20 protein-coding genes are annotated in these 24,349 nt (G+C 71.9%); 3 read left to right on the forward strand and 17 right to left on the reverse strand.

What is annotated here, in order from left to right; translation table 11 throughout:
* Positions 1-204 precede the first annotated feature (204 nt).
* The 5 genes from IH25_RS0124265 to ureA form a co-directional block, all read right to left on the reverse strand.
* Positions 205-1,527 (reverse strand): MFS transporter, encoded by a 1,323-nt coding sequence (locus IH25_RS0124265; protein WP_030614365.1) that lies wholly within the window; start codon positions 1,525-1,527, stop codon positions 205-207.
* A 95-nt stretch (positions 1,528-1,622) separates the two neighbouring features.
* Positions 1,623-2,228: a TetR/AcrR family transcriptional regulator gene (locus IH25_RS0124270; RefSeq protein WP_030614369.1), complete on the reverse strand. Its 606-nt coding sequence runs from the start codon at positions 2,226-2,228 to the stop codon at positions 1,623-1,625.
* A gap of 18 nt (positions 2,229-2,246) precedes the next feature.
* A complete protein-coding gene (locus IH25_RS0124275; RefSeq protein WP_030614372.1) occupies positions 2,247-3,287 on the reverse strand; it encodes an agmatine deiminase family protein in 1,041 nt (346 codons plus the stop codon).
* Positions 3,288-3,299: 12 nt separating this feature from the next.
* On the reverse strand, positions 3,300-5,024 hold the full coding sequence (locus tag IH25_RS0124280; protein WP_030614374.1) for an urease subunit alpha: 1,725 nt from the start codon (positions 5,022-5,024) through the stop codon (positions 3,300-3,302).
* A complete protein-coding gene (gene ureA, locus IH25_RS0124285) occupies positions 5,021-5,728 on the reverse strand; it encodes an urease subunit gamma (RefSeq protein WP_030614377.1) in 708 nt (235 codons plus the stop codon). Before ureA ends, IH25_RS0124280 begins: the two co-directional genes overlap by 4 nt.
* A gap of 164 nt (positions 5,729-5,892) precedes the next feature.
* Between ureA and IH25_RS0124290 the strand changes: the two genes are divergently transcribed.
* On the forward strand, positions 5,893-7,383 hold the full coding sequence (locus tag IH25_RS0124290; protein ID WP_078844389.1) for a cytosine permease: 1,491 nt from the start codon (positions 5,893-5,895) through the stop codon (positions 7,381-7,383).
* Here IH25_RS0124290 and IH25_RS0124295 read toward each other — a convergent pair.
* The 6 genes from IH25_RS0124295 to IH25_RS0124320 all read right to left on the reverse strand — a co-directional run bounded on the left by IH25_RS0124295 (position 7,380) and on the right by IH25_RS0124320 (position 13,509).
* The gene (locus tag IH25_RS0124295) at positions 7,380-8,468 is read right to left on the reverse strand and encodes a branched-chain amino acid aminotransferase (protein WP_030614383.1); all 1,089 of its coding nucleotides are present in this window, start codon (positions 8,466-8,468) and stop codon (positions 7,380-7,382) included. The two genes, IH25_RS0124290 and IH25_RS0124295, sit on opposite strands and share 4 nt — an antisense overlap.
* A gap of 241 nt (positions 8,469-8,709) precedes the next feature.
* Positions 8,710-9,753: a 3-isopropylmalate dehydrogenase gene (locus IH25_RS0124300; RefSeq protein WP_030614387.1), complete on the reverse strand. Its 1,044-nt coding sequence runs from the start codon at positions 9,751-9,753 to the stop codon at positions 8,710-8,712.
* 88 nt (positions 9,754-9,841) lie between these two features.
* Entirely contained in the window at positions 9,842-9,973 is a 132-nt protein-coding gene (locus IH25_RS42865) for a hypothetical protein (protein ID WP_107058449.1), read from the reverse strand.
* A gap of 257 nt (positions 9,974-10,230) precedes the next feature.
* On the reverse strand, positions 10,231-10,770 hold the full coding sequence (locus IH25_RS0124310; RefSeq protein WP_030614389.1) for a GNAT family N-acetyltransferase: 540 nt from the start codon (positions 10,768-10,770) through the stop codon (positions 10,231-10,233).
* Positions 10,771-10,857: 87 nt separating this feature from the next.
* Complete coding sequence (gene pruA, locus IH25_RS0124315) at positions 10,858-12,489, reverse strand: L-glutamate gamma-semialdehyde dehydrogenase (protein WP_030614392.1); 1,632 nt, start codon at positions 12,487-12,489, stop codon at positions 10,858-10,860.
* Positions 12,490-12,528: 39 nt separating this feature from the next.
* Positions 12,529-13,509, reverse strand: coding sequence for a proline dehydrogenase family protein (locus IH25_RS0124320; protein ID WP_030614395.1), 981 nt, complete (start codon positions 13,507-13,509; stop codon positions 12,529-12,531).
* 143 nt (positions 13,510-13,652) lie between these two features.
* Between IH25_RS0124320 and IH25_RS0124325 the strand changes: the two genes are divergently transcribed.
* Positions 13,653-14,957: a PucR family transcriptional regulator gene (locus tag IH25_RS0124325; RefSeq protein ID WP_209445362.1), complete on the forward strand. Its 1,305-nt coding sequence runs from the start codon at positions 13,653-13,655 to the stop codon at positions 14,955-14,957.
* Between the two features lie 20 nt (positions 14,958-14,977).
* Here the strand turns inward: IH25_RS0124325 and IH25_RS0124330 are convergent, their stop codons facing one another.
* Together IH25_RS0124330 and IH25_RS0124335 are read right to left on the reverse strand one after the other, a co-directional pair.
* On the reverse strand, positions 14,978-16,549 hold the full coding sequence (locus IH25_RS0124330) for an FAD-dependent monooxygenase (protein WP_037655523.1): 1,572 nt from the start codon (positions 16,547-16,549) through the stop codon (positions 14,978-14,980).
* A gap of 80 nt (positions 16,550-16,629) precedes the next feature.
* Complete coding sequence (locus IH25_RS0124335) at positions 16,630-17,214, reverse strand: TetR/AcrR family transcriptional regulator (protein ID WP_030614402.1); 585 nt, start codon at positions 17,212-17,214, stop codon at positions 16,630-16,632.
* A 95-nt stretch (positions 17,215-17,309) separates the two neighbouring features.
* Here IH25_RS0124335 and IH25_RS0124340 point away from each other — a divergent pair, with 95 nt between their 5' ends.
* Complete coding sequence (locus IH25_RS0124340; protein ID WP_030614404.1) at positions 17,310-18,839, forward strand: MFS transporter; 1,530 nt, start codon at positions 17,310-17,312, stop codon at positions 18,837-18,839.
* Positions 18,840-18,895: 56 nt separating this feature from the next.
* Here IH25_RS0124340 and serA read toward each other — a convergent pair whose 3' ends face one another.
* The 4 genes from serA to IH25_RS0124360 form a co-directional block, all read right to left on the reverse strand.
* A complete protein-coding gene (gene serA / locus IH25_RS0124345; protein WP_030614407.1) occupies positions 18,896-20,485 on the reverse strand; it encodes a phosphoglycerate dehydrogenase in 1,590 nt (529 codons plus the stop codon).
* 251 nt (positions 20,486-20,736) lie between these two features.
* A complete protein-coding gene (gene ilvC / locus IH25_RS0124350; protein ID WP_030614409.1) occupies positions 20,737-21,735 on the reverse strand; it encodes a ketol-acid reductoisomerase in 999 nt (332 codons plus the stop codon).
* Between the two features lie 118 nt (positions 21,736-21,853).
* The gene (gene ilvN, locus IH25_RS0124355; RefSeq protein WP_030614411.1) at positions 21,854-22,378 is read right to left on the reverse strand and encodes an acetolactate synthase small subunit; all 525 of its coding nucleotides are present in this window, start codon (positions 22,376-22,378) and stop codon (positions 21,854-21,856) included.
* Positions 22,379-22,408: 30 nt separating this feature from the next.
* Positions 22,409-24,259, reverse strand: coding sequence for an acetolactate synthase large subunit (locus tag IH25_RS0124360; RefSeq protein WP_030614414.1), 1,851 nt, complete (start codon positions 24,257-24,259; stop codon positions 22,409-22,411).
* Positions 24,260-24,349: the final 90 nt, after the last annotated feature.

Here is a 24,349-nt window from a genome sequence, read left to right on the forward strand (position 1 = left end):
TTCCCGGCTGAAGGTGGGCCGGAAAACGAAAAAACCTCTCGCGGGTAGCGAGAGGTCTGCGCGCGGGTCGAGGACGACGATGGCCACCCGCACCTGGTCGTACGAGGTGGTCACTGCGGACCGGCGCGCCTGCTGCCAATAATCGTGGCGAACGAGAGCACGGGGGCAGTCTGGCACAGCCCCGCCCCCGGCTCGCGGACTGTCTCAGGATGCGGTCGTCAGGCTGGACTCCCCGTCGCCCGCCCCGGTTCCCTCGCCGGCCTTCACCCGGGCCAGGTCCAGGTCCTTCGTCTCGCGCATGGACACGTACACGACGAGGGAGACGGCGGCGCAGGCGGCCACGTACCAGTAGAAGCCGGACTCCATGCCGCCCTTCTTGAACCACAGGGCGACGTATTCGGCGGTGCCGCCGAAGAGGGCGTTGGCGATGGCGTACGGCAGGGCCACGCCGAGGGCGCGGATGCCGGTCGGGAACAGCTCGGCCTTCACGCAGGCGTTGATCGAGGTGTAGCCGGTGACCACGACCAGTGCGAGCAGGGCGAGGCCGAGGGCGGGCCAGTAGCCGTCCACGTGCTGGAGCAGCGTCATGATCGGCACGGTGAGGAAGGTGGAGCCGACCGCGAACGTGATCAGCAGCGGGCGGCGGCCGATGCGGTCGGACAGGGCGCCGGCGAGCGGCTGGAGGCAGGCGAAGACGATCAGCGCGGTGAAGGAGACCAGGGTGGCCGTCTGCTTGGACAGGCCCGCCGAGTTGGACAGGTACTTGGTCAGGTAGGTGGTGTACGTGTAGTAGGCCACCGTGCCGCCCATGGTGAGGGCGATGACCAGGAACGCCTCCCGCTTGTGCTGCCACAGGGCGCGCAGGGTGCCGCGCTCGGCGCTGTGCGAGGTGTCCTCCGCGTACACCTCGGTCTCCAGCATGGAGCGGCGCAGGTAGAAGACGACGGCCGCGCCGAGCGCGCCCACGATGAACGGGATGCGCCAGCCGTAGCTGTGCAGGGCGTCGTCGGACATGGTCCGCTGCAGGATGATCTGGAGGCCGAGGCCCACGATCTGGCCGGCCGTCATGGACACGTACTGGAAGCTGGAGGCGAAGCCGCGCCGGGCCGGGTCGGACGCCTCGGTGAGGTAGGTGGCGCTGGCCGCGTACTCGCCGCCCACGGACAGACCCTGGAGCAGGCGGGCGACGAGCAGGACGAGGGCGCCGCCGTAGCCGGCGACGCCGTAGGTGGGGGCCACGGCGATGAGGACCGCCGAGGCCGACATCAGGGTGACGGTCAGGGTGAGGGCCGCCTTGCGGCCCTTGCGGTCGCCGACCCTGCCCAGCAGCCAGCCGCCCACCGGGCGCATGAAGAAGCCGACGGCGAAGATGCCGGCGGTGTTCATCAGCTGCGCGGTGGGGTTGCCGCTCGGGAAGAACGCGCCGGCGAAATACGTGGCGAAGCTCGCGTACACGAACCAGTCGAACCACTCGACCATGTTCCCCGCCGAGCCGACCCAGATCTTCTTCCAGTGTTGACGTCCCATGGGCCGGTACATGCCCCGCGGCAGAGCCGACGATTCCTCTGCCGCGCCCCGAAGGGGCGCGGGGAACTGCGCGACCAGCCACGACGGCGCCGCGGCTACACGACGAGCAACGCGTCCTCGAAGAACTCCCGCACATGCCGAAGCACCTGCGAGCGATCGGTCCCCCGCAACCCGATGGCCACATGGATCGAGAACCCGTCAAGCAGCGCACGCGTCCTCGTGGCGAAGCGGTCCGCGTCCACCCCCCGGAACTCCCCCCGCGACACCCCCTCCGCGATCAGCGCGACCAGGTCCCGGTGCCAGGCGCCCTCGATCGCGGCCTGCCGGGCGCGCGCGTCGTCGTCGGCGTTCTGCGAGCGGTTCCAGACCTCCAGCCAGAGCGTCCAGTGCGGGTCCCGGTGGCCCTCGGGGACGTACAGGTCGACGTACGCCTCCAGCCGCTCCCGCGCGGTTACGGGCCCGGCCAGCAGCCGGCCGCGTTCCGCGCCGAGCCGGCCCTCGCTCCACTCCAGGGTCTGGAGCAGCAGCTCGTCCTTGGAGCGGAAGTAGTACAGCAGGTGGCCGCTGCTCATCCCGACCTCGCGGCCGAGCCCCGCCATGGTGAGCTTCTCCAGACCGCGCTCGGCGATCATGCCCATGGCGGCGGCGAGGACCTCCTCGCGCGGCGGCGCGTTTCGGCGCGCCCGGCCCGCACCGGCCATCTGCTGCTCCTGTGTGTGTCAGACCTTCGGCTGCTGCTGGGTGATGCAGTGGATGCCACCGCCACCGGAGAAGATCGTACGGGCGTCCACCAGGGTCACCGTCCGCTCCGGGAACAGGCGGCGGAAGATCCCGGCGGCGATCTCGTCGCGCGGGTCGTCGAAGCCGCACAGGACCACGCCGCCGTTGCAGAGGTAGTGGTTGATGTAGGAGTAGTCGGCCCAGTGGCCGTCGGCCTCCAGGACGGTCGGGGCGGGGACCTCGACCACTTCCAGGGCGCGGCCCCGGGCGTCGGTCGCCGACCTCAGCAGGCCGATGACCTCCTTGGTGACCTCGTGGTCGGGGTGGGCGGGGTCGGGCTGGTGGTGGGCGACGACGACGCCGGGGCGGGCGAAGGCGGCGACGATGTCGACGTGGCCGAGGGTGCCGTAGCCGTGCGGGGGGTAGTCGCCGGTCAGGCCGCGCGGCAGCCAGATCGCCTTCTCGGTGCCGAGGTGGGCGTGGATCTCCGCCTCGACCTCCGCCCTGGACCAGTGCGGGTTGCGCTCGGGGCCGAGCTGCACGGTCTCGGTGAGCAGGACGGTGCCCTCGCCGTCGACGTGGATCGCGCCGCCCTCGTTGACCAGCTTCGAGGCGTACGTCTTGGCGTCCGCGAGGCCGGCGACGAACGCGCCGATCCTGGAGTCGTGCTCCCAGCGGGCCCAGTGCTGGGCGCCCCAGCCGTTGAAGGTCCAGTCGACGGCGGCCAGGCTGCCCTTGCCGTCGGTGAGGAAGGTGGGGCCGATGTCCCGCATCCAGGCGTCGTCCAGCTGCCGCTCGACGGTGTCGATGCCGGGGCCGAGGAGCTCGCGGGCCTCGGCGGACTGGCCGGGGCCGCACACGACCGTCACCGGTTCGAAGCGGCGGACGGCGCGGGCGACGGACGCCCAGGCGGTGCGGGCGGCGGCGAGGTCGGCCGGGTCGTCGAAGGTGGGGTTGGGGCCCGGCCACGCCATCCAGGTGCGCTCGTGCGGGGTCCACTCGGCGGGCATGCGGAAGCCGTCGGCGGCGGGGGTGCTCATGGGAGGAGGTCCTTAGAGGAAGTAGAGGCGGTTGAGGGAGACGGAGTCGGCCGGTTCCGAGCGCAGCGGTTCGCCGTCGAGGGTGACCAGGCCGGTGCGCTGGTCGACGTCGACCGCGCCGGTACGGGCGTTCAGGCTCAGGTCGGCGGGGCCGATGCCGCGGGTGCCGCGCACGGCGACCCGGCGGCGCCGGGTGGGCATCGTGTCGTTGCCCTGGTCGACGGCGGCCTGGGCGACGAACGCCACGGAGATGTCCGCGGCCGTGGCGCCGTACGCCCCGAACTGCGGCCCGAGCACGAGGGGTTCGCAGGTGTCGGTGGCCGCGTTGGGGTCGCCGACCACGCCGTACGCCGGGAAGCCGGCCTTCAGCACGAGCTGCGGTTTGGCGCCGAAGTACTCCGGGCGCCACAGCACGATGTCGGCGAGCTTGCCGGTCTCGATCGAGCCGACCTCGTGGGAAAGGCCGTGCGCGATGGCCGGGTTGATGGTCAGCTTGGCCATGTAGCGCAGCACGCGGGCGTTGTCGTCGCCCTCGCCGTCGCCCTCCAGCGGACCCAGCTCGGCCTTCATCTTGCCGGCCATGGCGAAGGTGCGGCGGACCGTCTCCCCGGCCCGGCCCATGCCCTGGGCGTCGGAGGAGGTGATGCCGATCGCGCCCAGGTCGTGCAGCACGTCCTCGGCGCCCATGGTGCCGGCCCGGATGCGGTCGCGGGCCATGGCGGCGTCGCCGGGCAGGTCGGGCTTGAGGTCGTGGACGGAGACGATCATGCCGTAGTGCTCGGCGACCGCGTCCCGGCCGAAGGGCAGGGTGGGGTTGGTGGAGGAGCCGATGACGTTCGGGACACCGGCCATCTTCAGCACGTTGGGCACGTGTCCGCCGCCGCAGCCCTCGATGTGGAAGGCGTGGATCGTGCGGCCCTCCAGCACCTTCAGGGTGTCCTCGACCGACAGGCACTCGTTCAGGCCGTCGCTGTGCAGGGCCACCTGGACGTCGTGCTCCTCGGCGACCCTGAGCGCGGTGTCCAGGGCGCGGGTGTGGGCGCCCATGTCCTCGTGCACCTTGAAGCCGCTCGCCCCGCCCTCGGCCAGCGCCTCGATCAGCGGCGCCGGGTGGGAGGACGAACCCCGGCCCAGGAAGCCGATGTTGACCGGCCAGGCGTCGAAGGCGTTGAAGGCGTGGCGCAGCGCCCAGGGCGAGTTGACGCCGACGCCCCAGACGGGGCCGAACTCCTGCCCGATGATCGTGGTCACGCCGGAGGCGAGGGAGGCCTCCATGATGCGCGGCGACAGCAGGTGCACATGGGTGTCGACGGCGCCGGCGGTGGCGATCAGGCCCTCGCCGGAGACGATGGAGGTGCCGGTGCCGACGACGACGTCCACGCCGTCCAGGGTGTCCGGGTTGCCGGCCCGTCCGATGGCGGCGATGCGTCCCTCGCGGATGCCGATGGACACCTTGCGGATGCCCTGCACGGCGTCGATCACGACGACGTTGCTGATCACCACGTCACAGGTGTCGCGGACGGCGGCGGCCTTCAGGTGCAGTCCGTCGCGGGCGGTCTTGCCGAACCCGGCCAGGAACTCGTCGCCGTACTTCTGGGCGTCGGACTCGACCCGGATCGTCAGCCCGGAGTCGCCGAGGCGGACCCGGTCGCCGGCGCGCGGGCCGTGGGTGGCCGCGTAGGCGTGCGGGTCGACGTGGATCGACCGGCTCACCTCTCGTCCCTTCGAGCGGCTCATCGCTCCTCGTCTCCTTCCGGTCCTTGCGGGGTCACTCCCAGGTAGCCACAGGCGGCGGCCCTGCGCAGGGCCTCTTCCTTCGCGCCGGGCGCGTCCAGCGGCCCGTCCACCAGGCCGGCGAAGCCGATCGCGATCCGCTCGCCGCCGATCGGCACGAGGGGGACCTCGGCGCTCTCGCCGGGCCCGAAGCGGACCGAGGAGCCCGCGGGTACGGCCAGCCGCATGCCGTAGGCGGCGCGGCGGTCGAAGTCCAGGCGCGGGTTGGCCTCGAAGAAGTGGAAGTGGGAGGTGACGGAGACCGGCACGCCGGCGGTGTTGGTGACGCGCAGCCGGACGGCGGGTCCGGGGTCGGCGTGCTCGGGGCCGGGCAGCAGCGCGCCCGGGGCGTCGGCGCCCAGGCCACCCCCGATCGGGTCGGAGACGACCGCGAGCCGGGAGCCGTCGTCGAAGACGGCCTCGACCATCACCTCGGTGACGACGTCGGCGACGCCCGGCAGCACGTCGTCGGGGCCGAGCACCGACCGGGCGGCCTCGATGGCCTCGGCGAGCCTCCTGCCGTCCCGGGCCGCCTCGCAGACGGTGTCCGCGATCAGCGCGGTGGCCTCCGGCACGTTCAGCCGGAGGCCGCGCGCCCGGCGGGCCCGGGCCAGCTCCGCGGCACCGAAGAGCAGCAGCCGGTCACGTTCGGTGGGGGTCAGTCTCACGACGCGGCACCTCCTTGTCCTCCACGTCTTCCACAGATTAGAACACCACTCTAAACAGAGAATTCGTGCGGCCGAAGCATTGACCGACCAAGCTGCTTCACGTCACATTGAACGCCGCTCTAAATCTGCCGTACGCCCGTGGCCGCCGTCGAAGGAGACCAGCCATGCCGATAGAACAGCGCGGAGTCGACACCATCCCGGAGGCGGAGCGCACCAGCGGTCCGCGCGACCTGGTGTCGATCCTGCTCGGCTCCAACCTCTGTCTGGGCGTGATCGTCTTCGGCTGGCTGCCGCCGTCCTTCGGGCTCGGCTGGTGGGCGTCGGTGAGCGCGGTCCTGGCGGGCACGGCGGTCGGCACCCTGTTCACGGCCCCGCTCGCGCTGATCTCGCTGCGCACCGCGACCAACCTGTCCACCTCCTCCGGCGCCCAGTTCGGCGTGCGGGGCCGGCTGGTCGGCTCGGTCGTCGGACTGCTGCTCGCCCTCGGCTACACCGCGCTGACGGTGTGGGTCGGCGGGGACGTGATGCTGATGGTCCTCGGCCGGCTCCTCGACGTGCCGGCGGACGGGGTGTCGTACGCGCTGGTCTACGGGGTGCTCGCGGCGGCCACGGTGGCCGGGGCGGTCTACGGCTACCGGGTGCTGCTCGCCATGTCCCGGGTGCTGGCCGTCGGCATGACCGCCCTGCTGCTCCTGGGGATCGCCGCCTACGCGCCGCACTTCACCACCGCCGCGCTGCCGGAGGCGGGCGGCTATCTGCTGGGCTCCTTCTGGCCCACCTGGTTCCTGGCGGTGGTGGCCGCGGGGCTGTCCGGGCCCATCGCCTTCATCACCCTGCTCGGCGACTACACCCGCTACATCTCCCCCGCCCGGCACTCCGGCCGCCGGGTGCTGCACGCCACCTGGCTCGGGCTGGTCCTCGGGCTGCTGGTGCCGCAGCTGTTCGGCACGTTCACGGCGTACGCGGCCCGCGCGGCCGGCGACTACGCGGGCCCGCTGGTCGCGGCCTCCCCCGGCTGGTACCTGGTGCCGCTGCTGCTGGCGGCCTCGGCCGGCTCGGTCGGCAACGCGGGCCTGATGCTGTACTCCATGGGTCTGGACCTGGACGCGATCCTGCCCCGCGCCTCCCGCGCCCGCGCCACCTGCACGGTCGCCGTGGTGGCCACGGCCTGCGTCTTCATCGGGCACTTCACCTGGGACGCGCAGTCGGCGATGACGTCGTTCGTGCTCCTGCTGACCGCCATCGGCACCCCCTGGGCGGTCATCACCCTCATCGGTTTCGTCCGCTGCGGCGGGGTGTACGACGCCGACGCCCTCCAGGTCTTCAACCGCCGCGCGCGGGGCGGGATCTACTGGTACCGGGCGGGCTGGAACATCCCCGCCACCGTCGCCTGGGCGCTGGGCGCGGCGGTCGGCCTGCTGGCGGTGTCCCTGCCGTCGTACGAGGGCCCGCTGCTGCGCCTGACAGGCGGGGTGGACTGCAGCTTCCTGCTGTCGGGGGCGGTGGGTGGGGCGGTGTATCTACTGCTGGCTCCGCACCCCGAAGGGGCGCGGGGCCGTGTCCGATATGCGGCTACCGCCGCGGGGGCGCGATCAACCACGACGATCCCGCAGTCGCCCGACGCCCCCGAACGGCACATCGAACCGCGTGCTTAACCGATCCGGTGCATCCACCCGTGCTTGTCCTCCGTGAGCCCCCGCTGGAGGGAGAGCAGCGCCTCGCGCAGCCGCATGGTCACCGGCCCGGTCGAGCCGTCGCCGTGGGACCACTGGCCGGACTTGGTCTTGACGTGGCCGATGGGCGTGACGACCGCCGCGGTGCCGCACGCGAACACCTCGGTCAGCGCGCCGGACGCCGCGTCCTCGCGCCACTGCTGGAGGGTGATGGTGCCCTCCTCGGCGGTGTAGCCGAGGTCGCGGGCGACCTGGAGGAGGGAGTCACGGGTGATGCCCTCCAGGATGGAGCCGCTGAGCGCGGGGGTGACGATCCGGTCGCCGTAGACGAACGCGACGTTCATGCTGCCCGACTCCTCGACCTTGGTGCGGGTCACCGCGTCGAGGTAGACGACCTGGTCGCAGCCGTGCGCGGCGGCCTCGGCCTGCGGCAGCAGGGACGCGGCGTAGTTGCCGCCGGTCTTGGCGTCGCCGGTGCCGCCCGGGACCGCGCGGACGTGGTCCTCGGCGACCCAGATGGTGACCGGCTTCACGCCACCGGCGAAGTAGGCGCCGGACGGGGAGGCGATCAGCATGAACAGGTACTCGTTGGCCGGGTGGACGCCGAGCGCGGCCTCCGTGGCGAACATGAACGGGCGCAGGTAGAGGGAGGCCTCGCCACCGTGCGGCGGAACCCAGTCGGCGTCCTGGGCGAGCAGCGCGTCCAGCGCGGCGATGAACAGCTCCTCGGGCAGCTCGGCCATGGCCATGCGGCGGGCGGAGTGGCGGAACCGGCGGGCATTGGCCTCGGGACGGAACAGCGCGACCGAGCCGTCCGGCTGGCGGTAGGCCTTCAGCCCCTCGAAGATCTCCTGGCCGTAGTGCAGGACTGCCGTGGAGGGGTCCAGGGAGATCGGGCCGTACGGAACGAGCTGGGCGTCGTGCCAGCCGCGGCCCTCGGTCCACCTGATCGTCACCATGTGGTCGGTGAAGTGGCGGCCGAAGCCGGGGTCGGCCAGGATCGCCTCGCGCTCTGCGGCGGCGAGCGGGCTGGCGGACGGCTTGAGCTCGATCGTGGGCGTCGTCATCAGTGGTTGTCCTTCACCGGTTGTAGTGACGGGCCGCGCTCACGCCTGCACTCCCGGTCGTCGGTGATCGGACGTCCGAGCATTCCCTCATATCGCGGCTCCGCGTTCGATTATCGCGCGGGGGCGGCGGCGGACGGAATCGGGGTGAGGCGGCCCAGGGGTTGAGGATGACACCCGGCGGGACATGACAGAAGCCGCCGGGTGCGGTACGCGACCCGGCGGCTGGGTGTAGCCCGGCGGGTCAGCCGGCTACGCGTACGGCGAGCGCGTCGCCGATCTCGGAGGTGGAGCGGGCCGGCTTCCCGGCGCGCTCGGTCAGGTCGGCGGCCACCGCCGTGTCGATGCGGTCGGCCTCCGTCTCGTAACCCAGGTGACGCAGCAGCAGGGCGACGGACAGGACGGTGGCCGTGGGGTCGGCCTTGCCCTGGCCGGCGATGTCCGGGGCCGAGCCGTGGACCGGCTCGAACATGGACGGGAACTCGCGGCTGGGGTTGATGTTCCCGGAGGCGGCCACGCCGATGCCGCCGGAGACGGCCGCGGCGAGGTCGGTGATGATGTCGCCGAAGAGGTTGTCGGTGACGATGACATCGAAGCGGCCGGGGTCGGTGACGAGGTAGATCGTCGCCGCGTCGACGTGGATGTAGTCGGTGGTGACCTCGGGGTACTCCTCGGCCACCTTGGTGAAGATGTTCGTCCACAGGTGCCCGGCGAAGGTCAGCACGTTGTTCTTGTGGACCAGCGTGAGCTTCTTGCGCGGGCGGGCCTGGGCGCGCTCGAAGGCGTCGCGGACGACGCGCTCGACGCCGTAGGCCGTGTTGACGGACACCTCGGTGGCGACCTCGTGCGCGGTGCCCTTGCGGATGGTGCCGCCGTTGCCCGTGTACGGGCCCTCGGTGCCCTCGCGGACCACGACGAAGTCGATCTCCGGCTGGCCGGCCAGCGGGGTGGCGACACCGGGGAGCAGCTTGGACGGGCGCAGGTTGACGTGGTGGTCGAAGGCGAAGCGGAGCTTCAGCAGGAAGCCGCGCTCCAGGACGCCGGACGGCACGGACGGGTCGCCGATCGCGCCGAGCAGGATGGCGTCGTGGCCCTTGAGCTGCTCCAGGTCGGCGTCGGTGAGGGTCTCACCGGTGGCGTGGTAGCGCTGGGCGCCGAAGTCGTACTCCTTGGTCTCCAGCTTCACATCCTGCGGAAGGACGGCGGAGAGGACCTTCAGACCCTCGGCCACGACCTCCTGGCCGATGCCGTCACCGGGGATCACTGCGAGATTGATGCTGCGAGACATGTCGGCACCCTACTCCTCGTCCCAGGTGATGACACGACCTGTCCGCGATGCGGACGACGGGAGGTCGTTCGGCGCGCGCCGGTCCGGCTCAGTGGCCGGTCTGGCCGCCGTTGTCCCGGCGGTCGAGGGCGCGCTGGAGGGCGGCGGCGGCGTTCTTGCGGTCGGATTCGCTCGTACGGGACGCGTGGCGGACTCGGCGGCGGACGGTGGTCTCGGCCATGGCGATCGACTCCTTCGGCATACGGGGAGCACGGCAGTGGGGGGTGCAAGACGCCGGAAGGGGCGGGGAGCGCTTGGCCGCAGGGGTTGCCTGCGCGGGCCGGCTCACGACCGCCATTCGCTGGATGGAGCGAGACGTTCGGCTCCTTTCACGTTAAGGGAGCGGCCCGCGCCTGTCTGCACAATTACTCGGACTTCCTACTATCTGAGACGACGGCCCCGCTGAGCTGGGCTTTCCCCCGGCCGCCCGACACGGCGTCAGGTGACGTCGCCGTCCCGCCAGTCGAGGACGAGTTCGCCGGCGAGGTCGAGCGGAGCGCCCGGAGCGGGCCGTACGTACACCCCGCCCTCCTCGTCCGGCAGCCGGACGATGCCCTCCGGGGAGAGGGCGTGCACCTGTCCGGGCCAGCACTGCCAGCCCCGGGCGGCGTACAGCAGGGCGCCCTCGTCGCTCGCCGACAGCGCGCCGAGGTCGTAGGCCCGGTCGAGCACCCGCTCCAGCCCGTCCATCACCCGCCCCCCGAGCCCGGTGCGCCGTACGTCGGCCCGCACGGCGACGGCCTCGACGTACCCGGTGCGCAGCCACCGCCCCCGGTGCCGCACCCGGCGCATCACGAGGGCCCCGTGCGCGGCGAGACCCTCTGCGTCCTCGATCAGCGCGTGCACTCCGCCGAGCCCGTGGTCCCAGTCCTCGTCCGAGAAGTCCCCGTCGAAGGCGTGGTCCAACAGGGCGCGTATCTCCCTGAGTCCGGCGGCGTCGAGATCGGCGGTGTGGACGATGCGGCAGCGAGGAGTCATGGGGGCAGTATCGCCCGCCGGACATGGCGACGGCCCGGGAGGCCCGCTGCGAGGAGCGGGCGTCCCGGGCCGGGATCGCGGGGGCGGTCAGCCCATGTGCGGGTAGCCGTAGTCGGTCGGCGGGACCAGGGTCTCCTTGATGGCGCGGGTCAGGGTCCAGCGCAGGAGGTTCTGGGGGGCGCCGGCCTTGTCGTTGGTGCCGGAGGCACGGCCGCCGCCGAAGGGCTGCTGGCCGACGACGGCGCCGGTCGACTTGTCGTTGATGTAGAAGTTGCCCGCGGCGAAGCGGAGCTTCTCCATCGTGTACGCCGCCGCCGCGCGGTCGTTCGCGATGACCGAGCCGGTGAGGGCGTAGTCCGACACCGACTCCATCTGGGTCAGCATCTCGTCGTACTTGTCGTCCTCGTAGACGTACACCGCGAGGATCGGGCCGAAGTACTCGGTGGTGAAGACCTCGTTCTCCGGGTCGGTGCACTCGATGACGGTCGGGCGGACGAAGTAGCCCACCGAGTCATCGTAGGAGCCGCCCGCGACGATCGTGCAGGTGGGGTCGGCCTTGGCGCGGTCGATGGCGGCCTTGTTCTTGGCGAACGCGCGGTCGTCGATGACGGCGCCCATGAAGTTCGACAGGTCGGTGACGTCACCCATGGTCAGGTAGTCGACCTCGGCCGCGAACTCCTCCTTGAAGCCCGAGTTCCAGATGGAGGCCGGGATGTAGGCGCGGGAGGTGGCGCTGCACTTCTGGCCCTGGTACTCGAAGGCGCCGCGGGTCAGGGCGGTCTTCAGCACCGCGCGGTCGGCCGAGGGGTGGGCGACCAGGAAGTCCTTGCCGCCGGTCTCGCCGACCAGACGCGGGTAGGAGCGGTACTTCTCGATGTTGTTGCCGACCGTCTTCCACAGGTACTGGAAGGTCTTGGTCGAGCCGGTGAAGTGGATGCCCGCGAGGTCCCGGTGCTCCAGGGCGACCTCGGAGACCGCGATGCCGTCGCCGGTGACGAGGTTGATGACGCCCTTGGGCAGGCCCGCCTCCTCCAGCAGCTGCATGAGGAGAACGGCGGCGTGGGTCTGCGTCGGGGACGGCTTCCAGACCACCACGTTGCCCATCAGGGCGGGGGCGGTGGGCAGGTTGGCCGCGATGGCGCTGAAGTTGAAGGGCGTGATCGCGTAGACGAAGCCCTCCAGCGGGCGATGGTCCAGACGGTTCCACACGCCCGGGGAGTTCGCCGGGGGCTGCTCGGCGATGATCTGGCGGGCGTAGTGGACGTTGAAGCGCCAGAAGTCGACCAGCTCACAGGGCGAGTCGATCTCGGCCTGCTGGGCGGTCTTGGACTGGCCCAGCATGGTGGACGCGGCGATCGTCTCGCGCCACGGGCCGGCCAGCAGCTCGGCGGCGCGCAGGATGATCGCGGCGCGGTCGTCGAAGGACATCGCCCGCCAGGCCGGGGCGGCGGCCAGGGCCGCGTCGATGGCGTCCCGCGCGTCCTGCTGGGTGGCGTGCCGGCCGGTGCCGATGACGGCCTTGTGGTTGTGCGGCTGGACCACCTGGAACGGCTCGCCGCCGCCCAGTCGCTTCTCGCCGCCGATGGTCATCGGCAGCTCGATCGGGTTCTCGGCCAGCTCCTTGAGCTTGGCCTCCAGCCGGAGGCGCTCGGGCGAGCCGGGGGCGTAGCCGTGCACCGGCTCGTTGACGGGGGTGGGGACCTGGGTCACAGCGTCCATGAGATCCGTAACTCCTTGTACGTGAGCGGGTGGTGGGGCTCAGCCCTTGCTGACCATGGAACGGAGGAAGAACCGGAGGTTCGCCGGCTTCTCCGCGAGACGGCGCATGAAGTAGCCGTACCAGTCGGTGCCGTAGGCCGTGTAGACGCGCATGCGGTGGCCCTCGGCGGCCAGCCGCAGGTGCTCCTCGCTCCGGATGCCGTAGAGCATCTGGAACTCGTACTCGTCGAGCTTGCGGCCGGCCTGGTGGGCCAGCTCCTGGGCGATGGCGATCAGGCGGGGGTCGTGGGAGCCGATCATCGGGTAGCCCTCGCCCTCCATCAGGATCCGCAGGATGCGCACGTAGGCCTTGTCGATCTCGTGCTTCTGCTGGTAGGCGACCTCGGCGGGCTCCTTGTAGGCGCCCTTGACCAGGCGGACCCGGCTGCCGGACGCGGCGAGGCGGCGGGCGTCGGCCTCGGTGCGGAAGAGGTAGGCCTGGATGACGCAGCCGGTCTGCGGGAAGTCCTTCCGCAGCTCCTCGTGGATGGCGAACATCGAGTCGAGGGTGGTGTGGTCCTCGGCGTCCAGGGTGACCGTCGTGCCGATGGCGGCGGCGGCCTCGACGACCGGGCGGACGTTGGCGAGGGCCAGCTCGTGGCCGCCGTGGAATGTAGGGGCGGGCCCGGAGGGCCCTTCCTTCAGGGTGGTGGTGGGCGACGGGAGGGCTTGGCCGAACATGGAGAGCTTGACCGACATCTCGACCTTCTCGCCCAGTTCCAGGCCCTTGAGGTGGTCGATCAGCGCCAGGTAGGCGTCCCGGGCGGCGGTGGCCTGCTCCGGGGTGGTGATGTCCTCGCCGACGACGTCCATCGTCAGCTCCAGGCCCTTGGCCGTCAGGTCCTCGATGATCGGGACGATGTCGGCCACGGTCTCGCCGGGTATGAAGCGGTCGACGACCTGCTTGGTCACCGGGGCCGCCGAGATCAGGCGTCGCATCCGGTCGCTGCGCGACGCGGCGAGAATCACGGGACCCAGCACGGGGCACCTCCACAGACAAGCACCAAAGGGGCCGCTACCCGACGATTCGGGTACGGCACGGAGAACCACCGTGAAACCTAAGGATCTCTCCGATCCTGGGCCACCGACAGCTGTCACGCATCCGTGCCCGGGATCTCAGACAGATGTATGAAGGCGGCCCGGGAATGGGGGAGAATGCCCGGGTGGCGGCTGAATTCAAGGCGGACTACCAGGAGCTGGTGGACGAGATCTCCGAGTTGCTGGGCGTGCCCGCGACCCTGGAGAACCGCGACTTCGAGCTGATCGCCTTCGGGGCCTACGACAGCGAGGACGAGCTGGACCCCTCCGCGCTGGACCCGGTGCGCACCCGTTCGATCCTGACCCGGCGCTCGACGGCGACCGTCCGGGCCTGGTTCGAGGGGTTCGGCATCACCCGGGCGACCGCGCCGGTGCGCATCCCGCCCAGCCCCGAGGCCGGTGTCTACCGGGGCCGGATCTGCCTGCCCGTACGCCACCGGGGCGTCGTCCTCGGATACGTCTGGCTGCTGGACGGCGACCCGGGGCCGACCGACGCCCAGCTGACCGCGGCCATGCGGGTGGCGGACCGGATCGGCGCGCTGCTCGCCGGCGAGGCGGAGGCCGGGGCGGGGCTGAGCCGGGAGCTGCGGGCGGTGCTCACCGCCGACCGGGGCTGGCAGCGGGACATGGCGGTGGCCGACCTGCGCACCGCGCTCGGCCCCCGCGCCGACGGCCCGCACACGCTGGTCTGTGTCGCGCCCTGGCCGTCGGCCGACCCGGACGACGTCCCCGCGCCGCGCACGGTCCCGCATGCCACGGCCCTGTGCACGCTGCCCTGGGGGGCGGCCGGTCTGAGCCTCGCGGTCCTGGTGCGGCTGCGCACCCCGGACACGACGGCCCCCGCGGTGGCCGCCGCGACCCGGTTGCTGAAGGAGGCCGAGGAGTCCCGGGGGGCGCGGGCGCGCGGCGCCGGGGCGCGGGCGGCGGCGGCCGTGGCGGCGCGGCCCGGCGGGGCGGCCGGGCTCGCCGCCACGGCCGCCGGGCACGCCGCCGGTATCGGGGAGCCCGGCGCGGGCCTCGCGGAGCTGGGCACGATGTGGCAGCAGGCGTTCGACGCGGCCCGCGCCGCGCTGGCCGAGCCGCGGCTCGGGCCGGTCGCCCAGTGGGCGCGGATCGGGGCGTACCGGCTGCTGACCGCGCTGCCGCCGGAGACCGCGCGGGACCGGGTGATCGGCTCGCTCCTCTCCCCCGCCCACGCGGAACTCGCCCGCACGGCGGAGGTCTACCTGGACTGCGCGGGCCAGGCCGGGCGCACGGCGTCCGAGCTGAGCATCCACCGCCAGACGCTGTACTACCGGCTGTCCCGGGTGGAGCAGCTGACCGGCCTGGACCTGGACGACGGCGAGGACCGGCTGCTGCTGCACATGGCGCTGAAGCGGGCCCGGCTGTGAGCCCCGCCCGACCGGCCGGGTCACGCGGGCGGGGCCGTGCCGGTGAGCGCGGCGAGGTCCCGGTGGAGGGCATCGGCGCCGGCGGGGCGCCCGTCGTGGCGGGCGGCGACATGGCCGTCCGGGCGGACGAGCAGCGTTCCGCGCGGGCCGAGGCCGAGGGCGTCGGCGGGCCCGGCGGGCAGGGGCGCCACGCGCAGCGGCCAGGGGGCGGCGGAGGGGGGTGACCGGCGGGCCGGGTCCGCGGTGACCAGGGTGAACCACTCGCCGCAGAGGTCGAGCGTGGAGCGGCCGGGGCCGAGCCAGAGGTGGGGCATACGGCGGCCGGGGTCGGCGGTGGGGACGTAGTCCGGGCCGGTGTCGTCGGCGCGGCCACCCGCGTGGAGGACGGCGCCGGAGCGGTAGGTGACGCCGAGTACGAGGCCCAGTTGCGCGAAGTACCGCTCGGACCAGGGAGCTTCGGCCGGCGCCGGCGCGACCGTGCCGGTGCGCAGCTCTTCCCGGCGCCGGTCCAGCACCCGGGCCGCCCGCCTGCTGTTGGCCACCGCCTGACGGAGTGTCGCTCGGGCGACGGGCCGGCGTTCCGCCGCGCAGCTGTCCAGCAGGGCCGGGGAGGCCCACCCCTGGAGCACTCCCGCCAGCTTCCAGCAGAGGTTGTGCGCGTCGGCGATGCCCGCGTTCATGCCCAGCCCGCCGATGATGGGGACCGTGTGCGCGGCGTCACCGGCCAGCAGGACGCGGCCGCGCCGGAAGAGGTCGGCGACGAACGCGGTCATCACCCAGTGCTGGACGCGCAGCACGTCGGCCCGGACACCGGCGCCGGGGCCGAGGGCGCGCGCGACGACGGCCGGCCAGTCGGCGGTGTCCGGGTCCTCGGGCGTGGGGCCGAACCAGGCCCAGCCGCCCTCCGGGTACAGCGGCAGGAACGAGCCGTGCGCGGTGAAGTAGACCCCGGCGGGCTGCCGGGCGCACCAGCGGCCGAGGTCGGCGTCGAAGACGACGGTGGTGAAGGCGCCCAGCTCGCCCGGTCCGGTGGTGCCGATGCCCAGCAGCCGGCGGACGGTGGAGTGCGCGCCGTCGGCGGCGAGGAGGTAACGGGCCCGGATCCGGGTCCGGGCACCCGGGCCGGGCCCGTCGAGCAGCGCCACGACACCGTCCGGTTCCTCGGTGATCCCGACGAGTTCGGTGCCGAAGCGCACGGGGGTGTCCGCCGCGCCGAGCAGGATGGGCTCCAGCCGGTCCTGGGAGGTGACGACACCGGTCACGGGGCTCTCGGGCACCGGCGCGCGGATTCCGGTCATGGCGGCGGTGGCGAAGTCGGGGCCGCCGAGGGTGTCGCGGAAGCGGACCCGGCCGTACTCCGGCGGGAAGGCGCGGGCGGCGATCCGGCCGGCCAGTCCGAGGCCGCGGAAGATCTCCATCGAGCGGACGTTGACCAGCCGGGAGCGGGGAAACGGCGACAGCTCCCGGCGCCTCTCGACGAGCAGGGCGGGCACGTCCCACCGGGCCAGCAGGGCCCGCGCGGTGAGCCCGACCGGCCCGCCGCCCACGATCAGCACCGCCGTCTCCGCGTCCGCCGCGTCCGCTACGGGCATCCCGGACGCCGTTCCGCGCGGCGGGTCCGCTCCATGCGGCCACTCTCACGCGCCCGCCGGCCGCCCGCAATCCGGCCGGATCAGCGTCCCCCGGCCGCGTCGATCACCCGCCGCAGGCCCTCCGTGAGCTGTTCGGCGGTGGTCGCCGTGTCCGGGTCGAAGAGCCACTGGACCATCAGGCCGTTGAGCAGGGTCTGGTAGAGGCGGCCCTCGGTCTCGGCCCGCTCCGGGTCCACATCGGCCTCCGGAATGCCGCCGAACAGGGCGGCGAGCCCGCCACGGCCCTCCCCCTGGGCTTCGGCGAGCAGCTTGCGGACCTCGGCCAGCCGCTCGTCCTGGAACATCAGCTCGAAACTGAGCAGCCAGATCGGCCGGGCCTCGGGAACGGTCCGGATGACGGCGGCCCACACCTCCTGGAAGCGTTCCAGCGAGCCGGGCGGCTGGGTCATCTCCTCGGCCGGCGCCGGGGCGAAGCGCTCGCCCACGCCCTCGATGAGCGCGATGTACGCCTGCGCCAGCAGCTCGTCCTTCGAGCCGTAGTGGTAGCCGATCGACGCCAGGTTGGTGCCCGACTCCTTGACGATGTCCCGCGCGGTCGTGCGCCGGAAGCCCTTCTGCAACAGGCAGCGCTTGGCGCCTTCGAGCAGATCCTCACGGTGTCCCATGCCGACACCCTAGCCGTCTTCATACAGCCGTCCTAGACGGCTGACTTATACAAACGTTCTAGACAAGCGTTTAGGACGTCCGTACAGTCCTCGCCATGACCAACCCGACGAGCACCCTCCCCCTCGGCGCCCAGGGCGCCCCCGTCCGCGCCGGGCGCCGCGAGTGGACCGCGCTCGGTGTGCTGATGCTGCCGCTGCTGCTGGTCTCGATGGATGTCTCGGTGCTGTATTTCGCGACCCCCGCGATCAGCGCCGACCTGCGGCCGACCGGCACCCAGCAGCTGTGGATCTTCGACGTCTACGGCTTCGTCCTGGCCGGTCTGCTGCTGACGATGGGCTCGCTCGGCGACCGCCTCGGCAGCCGCCGGCTGCTGCTCTGCGGGGCCGCCGCCTTCGGTGCCGCCTCGCTCCTCGCGGCCTACGCGGACAGCGCCGAGACCCTCATAGCGGCCCGCGCGGTGCTCGGCGTCGGCGGCGCGACCCTGATGCCGTCCACGATGGCCCTGGTGCGCACGATGTTCACCGACCCGGCCCAGCGCGCCAAGGCGATCGGACTGTGGTCCGGCGTGATGACCGGCGGCATCGCCCTCGGCTCGGTGCTGAGCGGCATCCTGGTGGAGCACTTCTGGTGGGGCTCGGTCTTCCTGGTCAACCTGCCCGCGATGGCGCTGCTGCTCGTCCTCGGCCCGGTGCTGCTGCCCGAGTCCAGGAACCCCGCGCCCGGCCGTTTCGACTGGCCGGGCGTCCCGCTGTCGATGGCCGCCGTGCTCCCCGTCGTCTACGGCCTGAAGGAGATCCCCTCCGAGGGCTGGCACCCCCGGTACGTCACCGCGCTCGCCGTCGGCCTGCTGTGCGCGGCCCTGTTCGTGCGGCGCCAGCGCACCTGCGCCGCCCCGCTGATCCCGCCGGCGCTGTTCCGCGGCCCCGCCTTCACCCCGGCGCTGCTGCTGACCCTGGTCTGCGCGTTCGGGATGATGGGCTCGGCCCTCTTCACCACCCAGTACCTCCAGTCGGTCCTCGGCAAGAGCCCGCTGGCGGCGGCCCTGTGGAGCCTGCTCCCGTCGGTGCTCATCGGGCTCGCCGGACCGGTCGCCGCCGGGCTCGTCCAGCGGGGCGTCCACCGCGGGTACGTCGTCACCGCCGGCTTCGCGACCGGCGCCGCCGGGTACGCCCTGCTCGCCCTCGCCGGCACCGACTCCCTGTGGCTGGTGCTGGCCGGGGCCGGCGTCCTGGCCTCCGGGGTGGTCATGGTGATGTCCCAGCTGACCGACCTGGCGATGAGCGGCGCGCCGGCGGAACGGGCGGGCACGGCGTCCGCGCTGCTGGAGACCGGCACCGAGTTCGGCGGCGCGCTGGGCATGGCGGTCCTCGGTTCCATCGGCACGGCGCTGTACCGCCACGAGATGCCGGCCGGCGCCTCGGCCCAGGCCCGCGAGACCCTGGGCGGGGCGCTGGCCGACGCGTCACGGCTGCCGGGCGGGGCGGGCGAGTCCCTGCTGGCGGCGGCGCGGGAGGCGTTCACCGGCGGGATGCGGGGCGCGGCCCTCGCGGGAGCGGTGCTGCTGGCGCTGGCGGCCGTGGGGGCGGCGGTGACGCTGCGCCGGACCGACGGCGCACGCAAGTAGGAAAAACGCCGGACGGGCCGAGGAGACCTCGGCCCGTCCGGCGTTTCACGCGTCGCTCAGACCAGGTTGACCGACCGGGCCGACGTGGCCCCGATCTCCGCGGAGAGCTCGGCCAGTACGGCGGAGCCCACCGTGTCGTCGACGGTCAGCACGGCCAGCGCCTCGCCGCCCACCGCCGCACGGGCGACCTGCATACCGGCGATGTTGATGCCCGCCTCGCCGAGGATGCGGCCGACAGTGCCGACGACACCCGGACGGTCCTCGTAGCGCAGCACCAGCATGTGGTCGGCGAGCGCGAGGTCGACGTCGTACTCGCCGACCGCGACGATCTTCTGGACGTGCTTCGGGCCGGCCAGCGTGCCGGAGACCGACACCTCCTCACCGGTGCCCAGCGTGCCGCGCACGGTCACCACGTTGCGGTGGTCGGCCGACTCCGAGCTGGTGGTCAGGCGCACCTCGACCCCGCGCTCCTGCGCGAACAGCGGCGCGTTGACGTAGGACACGGTCTCGTCCACCACGTCCTCGAAGACGCCCTTGAGCGCCGACAGCTCCAGCACCTTCACGTCGTGCTGGGTGATCTCGCCGTAGACCTCGACGTCGAGGCGGACCGCGACCTCGCCGGCGAGCGCGGTGAAGATCCGGCCCAGGTGCTCGGCCAGCGGCAGGCCCGGCTTGACGTCCTCGGCGATGACACCGCCCTGGACGTTGACCGCGTCCGGCACCAGTTCGCCGGCGAGCGCGAGGCGGACGGACTTGGCGACGGCGATGCCGGCCTTCTCCTGCGCCTCGTCGGTCGACGCGCCCAGGTGCGGGGTGCAGACGACCTGGTCCAGCTCGAACAGCGGGGAGTCGGTGCACGGCTCCTTCGCGTACACGTCCAGGCCGGCGCCGGCGACTCGGCCCTCCTTCAGCGCCGCGTACAGCGCCGCCTCGTCCACGATGCCGCCGCGCGCGGCGTTGACGATGCGCACGCTCGGCTTGACCTTGCGCAGCGCCTCGTCGCCGATCAGGCCGAGGGTCTCGGGGGTCTTGGGCAGGTGGACGGTGATGAAGTCGGAGACCTCCAGCAGCTCGTCCAGGGACAGCACCTTGACGCCCATCTGCGCGGCCCGCGCGGGCTGCACATAGGGGTCGTAGGCGACGACCTTCATGCCGAACGCGGACATGCGCTGCGCGACGAGGGCACCGATGCGGCCCAGGCCCACGACGCCCAGCGTCTTCTCGGCCAGCTCCACGCCCGTGTACTTGCTGCGCTTCCACTCGCCGTTCTTCAGCGCGGCGTTGGCCTGCGGGATGTTGCGGGCGGTGGACAGGAGGAGACCGCAGGCCAGCTCGGCGGCGGTCACGATGTTGGAGGTGGGGGCGTTGACGACCATCACGCCGGCCTTGGTGGCGGCGGAGACGTCGACGTTGTCCAGGCCGACGCCGGCTCGCGCGACGACCTTGAGCTTCTTCGCGGCGGCGATGGCCTCGGCGTCGACCTTGGTGGCCGAGCGGATCAGGATCGCGTCCACTTCGGCGATGGCCGGCAGCAGCTCGGAGCGGTCCGCTCCGTTGCAGTGCCGGATCTCGAAGTCCGGGCCGAGTGCGTCGACGGTTGCGGGCGACAGCTCTTCAGCGATGAGTACGACGGGTTTCGAGCTCACGTGAGTCCTCACATGTGCGATGCGGACGGCCGTCCCGACGGCCGCAGGCGGTGGAGGGGGGCTAGCCGCGGAAGACGCACGACGCTGTGGGCCTGACGCGTGTTGTGCAGAAGTGTAGTGGCGCGGCGCGTTCTGTATTACGCCTCCGCGGAAGGATCACCCGGATGAGAGGCTCCACTTTGTACGGAGCCCGGGCGGGAAGCCGTGTGGCGGTGTCCCCCGGCCGGGGAACACCGCCACACGAGGCGAGGTCAGGCCTCCTCGTCCACCCACGACATCAGCTTGCGCAGCTGCTTGCCGGTGGTCTCCAGCAGGTGCTCGGAGTCCTGCTTCTTGTACTCGTCGTACTTCTTCAGGCCGCCGTGGTACTCGTCCATCCAGTTCCGGGCGAAGGTGCCGTCCTGGATCTCGGCGAGGACCTTCTTCATCTCCGCCTTGGTGGCGTCGGTGATGATGCGCGGGCCGGTGACGTAGTCGCCCCACTCGGCCGTCTCGGAGACCGACCAGCGCATCTTCTCCAGGCCGCCCTCGTACATGAGGTCCACGATCAGCTTCAGCTCGTGCAGGCACTCGAAGTAGGCGATCTCCGGCTGGTAGCCGGCCTCGACCAGGGTCTCGAAGCCCGCCTTGACCAGCGCCGAGGTGCCACCGCACAGCACGGCCTGCTCGCCGAAGAGGTCGGTCTCGGTCTCCTCGGTGAAGGTGGTCTTGATGACGCCGGCACGGGTGCCGCCGATGCCCTTGGCGTACGACAGGGCGAGCGCGAAGGCGTTGCCGGAGGCGTCCTGCTCCACGGCGGCGATGCACGGAACGCCGCGGCCCTCCTCGTACTGGCGGCGGACCAGGTGGCCCGGGCCCTTCGGGGCGACCATGCAGACGTCCACGCCGGCCGGGGGCTTGATGAAGCCGAAGCGGATGTTGAAGCCATGGCCGAAGAACAGCGCGTCGCCGTCCTTGAGGTTGTCCTTGATGGACTCCTCGTAGACCTGGGCCTGGATCGGGTCCGGGACCAGGATCATGATGACGTCGGCCTCGGCGGCGGCCTCGGCCGGGGTCACCACGCGCAGGCCCTGCTCCTCGGCCTTGGCCTTGGACTTCGAGCCCTCGTGCAGACCGACACGCACGTCGACACCGGAGTCGCGCAGCGACAGCGCGTGGGCGTGGCCCTGGCTGCCGTAGCCGATGACCGCGACCTTGCGGCCCTGGATGATGGACAGGTCGGCGTCAGCGTCGTAGAACAGCTCGGCCACTTTGGGTTCTCTCCTTGTGTGCAGGTGGTGCGTCCCACCGTATGACGGCGGGCGGGAAGGAAGTTCGGGGGTCTCGGGATACGGGCGGCCGTTGATCGCCGGCCGCCCGTGACGGTGCTTATGCCGACCGGTCGAGGGCGCGCAGTGAGCGGTCCGTGATCGAACGGGCGCCGCGGCCGATCGCGATCGTGCCGGACTGCACCAGTTCCTTGATGCCGTACGGCTCCAGCATCTTGAGCATGGCGGACAGCTTGTCGCTCGAACCGGTGGCCTCGATGGTCACGGCCTCCGGGGAGACGTCCACGGTCTTGGCGCGGAACAGCTGGACGATCTCCACGATCTGGGAGCGGGTCTCGTTGTCGGCGCGGACCTTCACCAGGACGAGTTCGCGCTGCACGGCCTGACCCGGCTCCAGCTCGACGATCTTCAGCACGTTGACGAGCTTGTTGAGCTGCTTGGTCACCTGCTCCAGCGGCAGGTCCTCGACGTTCACCACGATGGTGATGCGGGAGATGTCGGGGTGCTCGGTGACGCCGACCGCGAGGGAGTCGATGTTGAAGCCGCGCCGGGAGAACAGGGCGGCGATCCGGGCGAGGATGCCCGGAGTGTTCTCCACCAGGACGGAGAGCGTGTGCTTGGACATGGTGTTCTGCTCTTCCTTGCCTGTTGACGGTCAGTCGTCTTCGCTGTCGCCGAAGTCGGGGCGGACGTCCCGGGCGGCCATGATCTCGTCGTTGGAGGTGCCGGCGGCGACCATCGGCCACACCATCGCGTCCTCGTGGACGATGAAGTCGACCACCACCGGGCGGTCGTTGATGGAGTTGGCCTCCTCGATGACCTTGTCCAGGTCCTCGGGGCGCTCGCAGCGCAGGGCCACGCAGCCCATCGCCTCGGACAGCTTCACGAAGTCCGGCACCCGGGTGCCCCGGGCGTCCGGGTCGACGTCGTCCGGACCGCTGTGCAGCACGGTGTTGGAGTAGCGCTGGTTGTAGAAGAGGGTCTGCCACTGGCGGACCATCCCGAGGGCGCCGTTGTTGATGACGGCGACCTTGATCGGGATGTTGTTCAGGGCGCAGGTGGTCAGCTCCTGATTGGTCATCTGGAAGCAGCCGTCGCCGTCGATCGCCCATACCGTCTGCTCCGGGCGGCCGGCCTTCGCGCCCATGGCGGCGGGGACCGCGTAGCCCATCGTCCCGGCGCCGCCGGAGTTGAGCCAGGTGGCGGGGCGGTCGTACTGGATGAAGTGCGCGGACCACATCTGGTGCTGGCCGACGCCCGCGGCGAAGATCGTGCCCTCGGGGGCGAGCTTGCCGATCCGCTCGATGACCTGCTGCGGGGACAGCGAGCCGTCCTCGGGCAGGTCGTAGCCGAGCGGGTAGGTCTCGCGCCACCGGTTCAGGTCGCTCCACCAGGCGGTGTAGTCGCCCTGGTGGCCCTCGCTGTGCTCCTTCTGCACGGCCTGGACCAGGTCGGCGATGACCTCGCGGGCGTCGCCGACGATCGGCACGTCCGCGGCCCGGTTCTTGCCGATCTCGGCCGGGTCGATGTCCGCGTGGACGATCTTGGCGTAGGGGGCGAAGCTGTCCAGCTTGCCGGTGACGCGGTCGTCGAAGCGGGCGCCGAGGGCCACGATCAGGTCGGCCTTCTGCAGCGCGGTGACCGCGGCGACGCTGCCGTGCATGCCGGGCATGCCGACGTGCAGCGGGTGGCTGTCGGGGAACGCGCCGAGCGCCATCAGCGTGGTGGTGACCGGCGCGCCGGTCAGCTCGGCCAGCACCTTCAGCTCGGCCGTGGCCTGGGCCTTGAGGACGCCGCCGCCGACGTAGAGGACGGGGCGCTTGGCGGCGGTGATGAGCTTGGCCGCCTCGCGGATCTGCTTGGCGTGCGGCTTGGTCACCGGGCGGTAGCCGGGCAGGTCCATCACCGGCGGCCAGGAAAAGGTGGTCTTCTTCTGGAGGATGTCCTTGGGGATGTCGACCAGGACCGGTCCGGGGCGGCCGGTGGAGGCGATGTGGAACGCCTGCGCGATCACCCGCGGGATGTCCTCGCCCTTGGTGACCAGGAAGCTGTGCTTGGTGATCGGCATGGTGATGCCGACGATGTCCGCCTCCTGGAAGGCGTCCGTGCCGATCGCGGAGGACACCACCTGCCCGGTGATCGCGACCAGCGGCACGGAGTCCATGTTGGCGTCGGCGATCGGGGTGACCAGGTTGGTGGCGCCGGGGCCCGAGGTGGCCATGCAGACGCCGACCTTGCCGGTGGCCTGCGCGTAGCCGGTGGCGGCGTGGCCGGCGCCCTGCTCGTGCCGGACCAGGATGTGCCGCACCCGGGTGGAGTCCATCAGCGGGTCGTACGCCGGCAGGATCGTGCCGCCGGGAATGCCGAATACCGTGTCCGCGCCGACCTCCTCGAGGGAGCGGATGAGGGACTGCGCACCCGTGACGTGCTCGACGGGGGCGGACTGCTGTCCTCCGGAACGGGGCCGCGGCTGCGGATGGTGGGCCCCGGTGGCCTGCTCGGTCATCGGCATTCTCTTCTCGATGCTGAGGGTTTTTGCGAGGTTCGGGCGGATCTGGGGCGCTGCACGAAGGGCGCTCGTGCAACAAAAAACCCC

Source organism: Streptomyces achromogenes subsp. achromogenes (genome assembly GCF_000720835.1).
In the GTDB taxonomy this organism is placed as follows: Bacteria; Actinomycetota; Actinomycetes; order Streptomycetales; family Streptomycetaceae; genus Streptomyces; species Streptomyces achromogenes.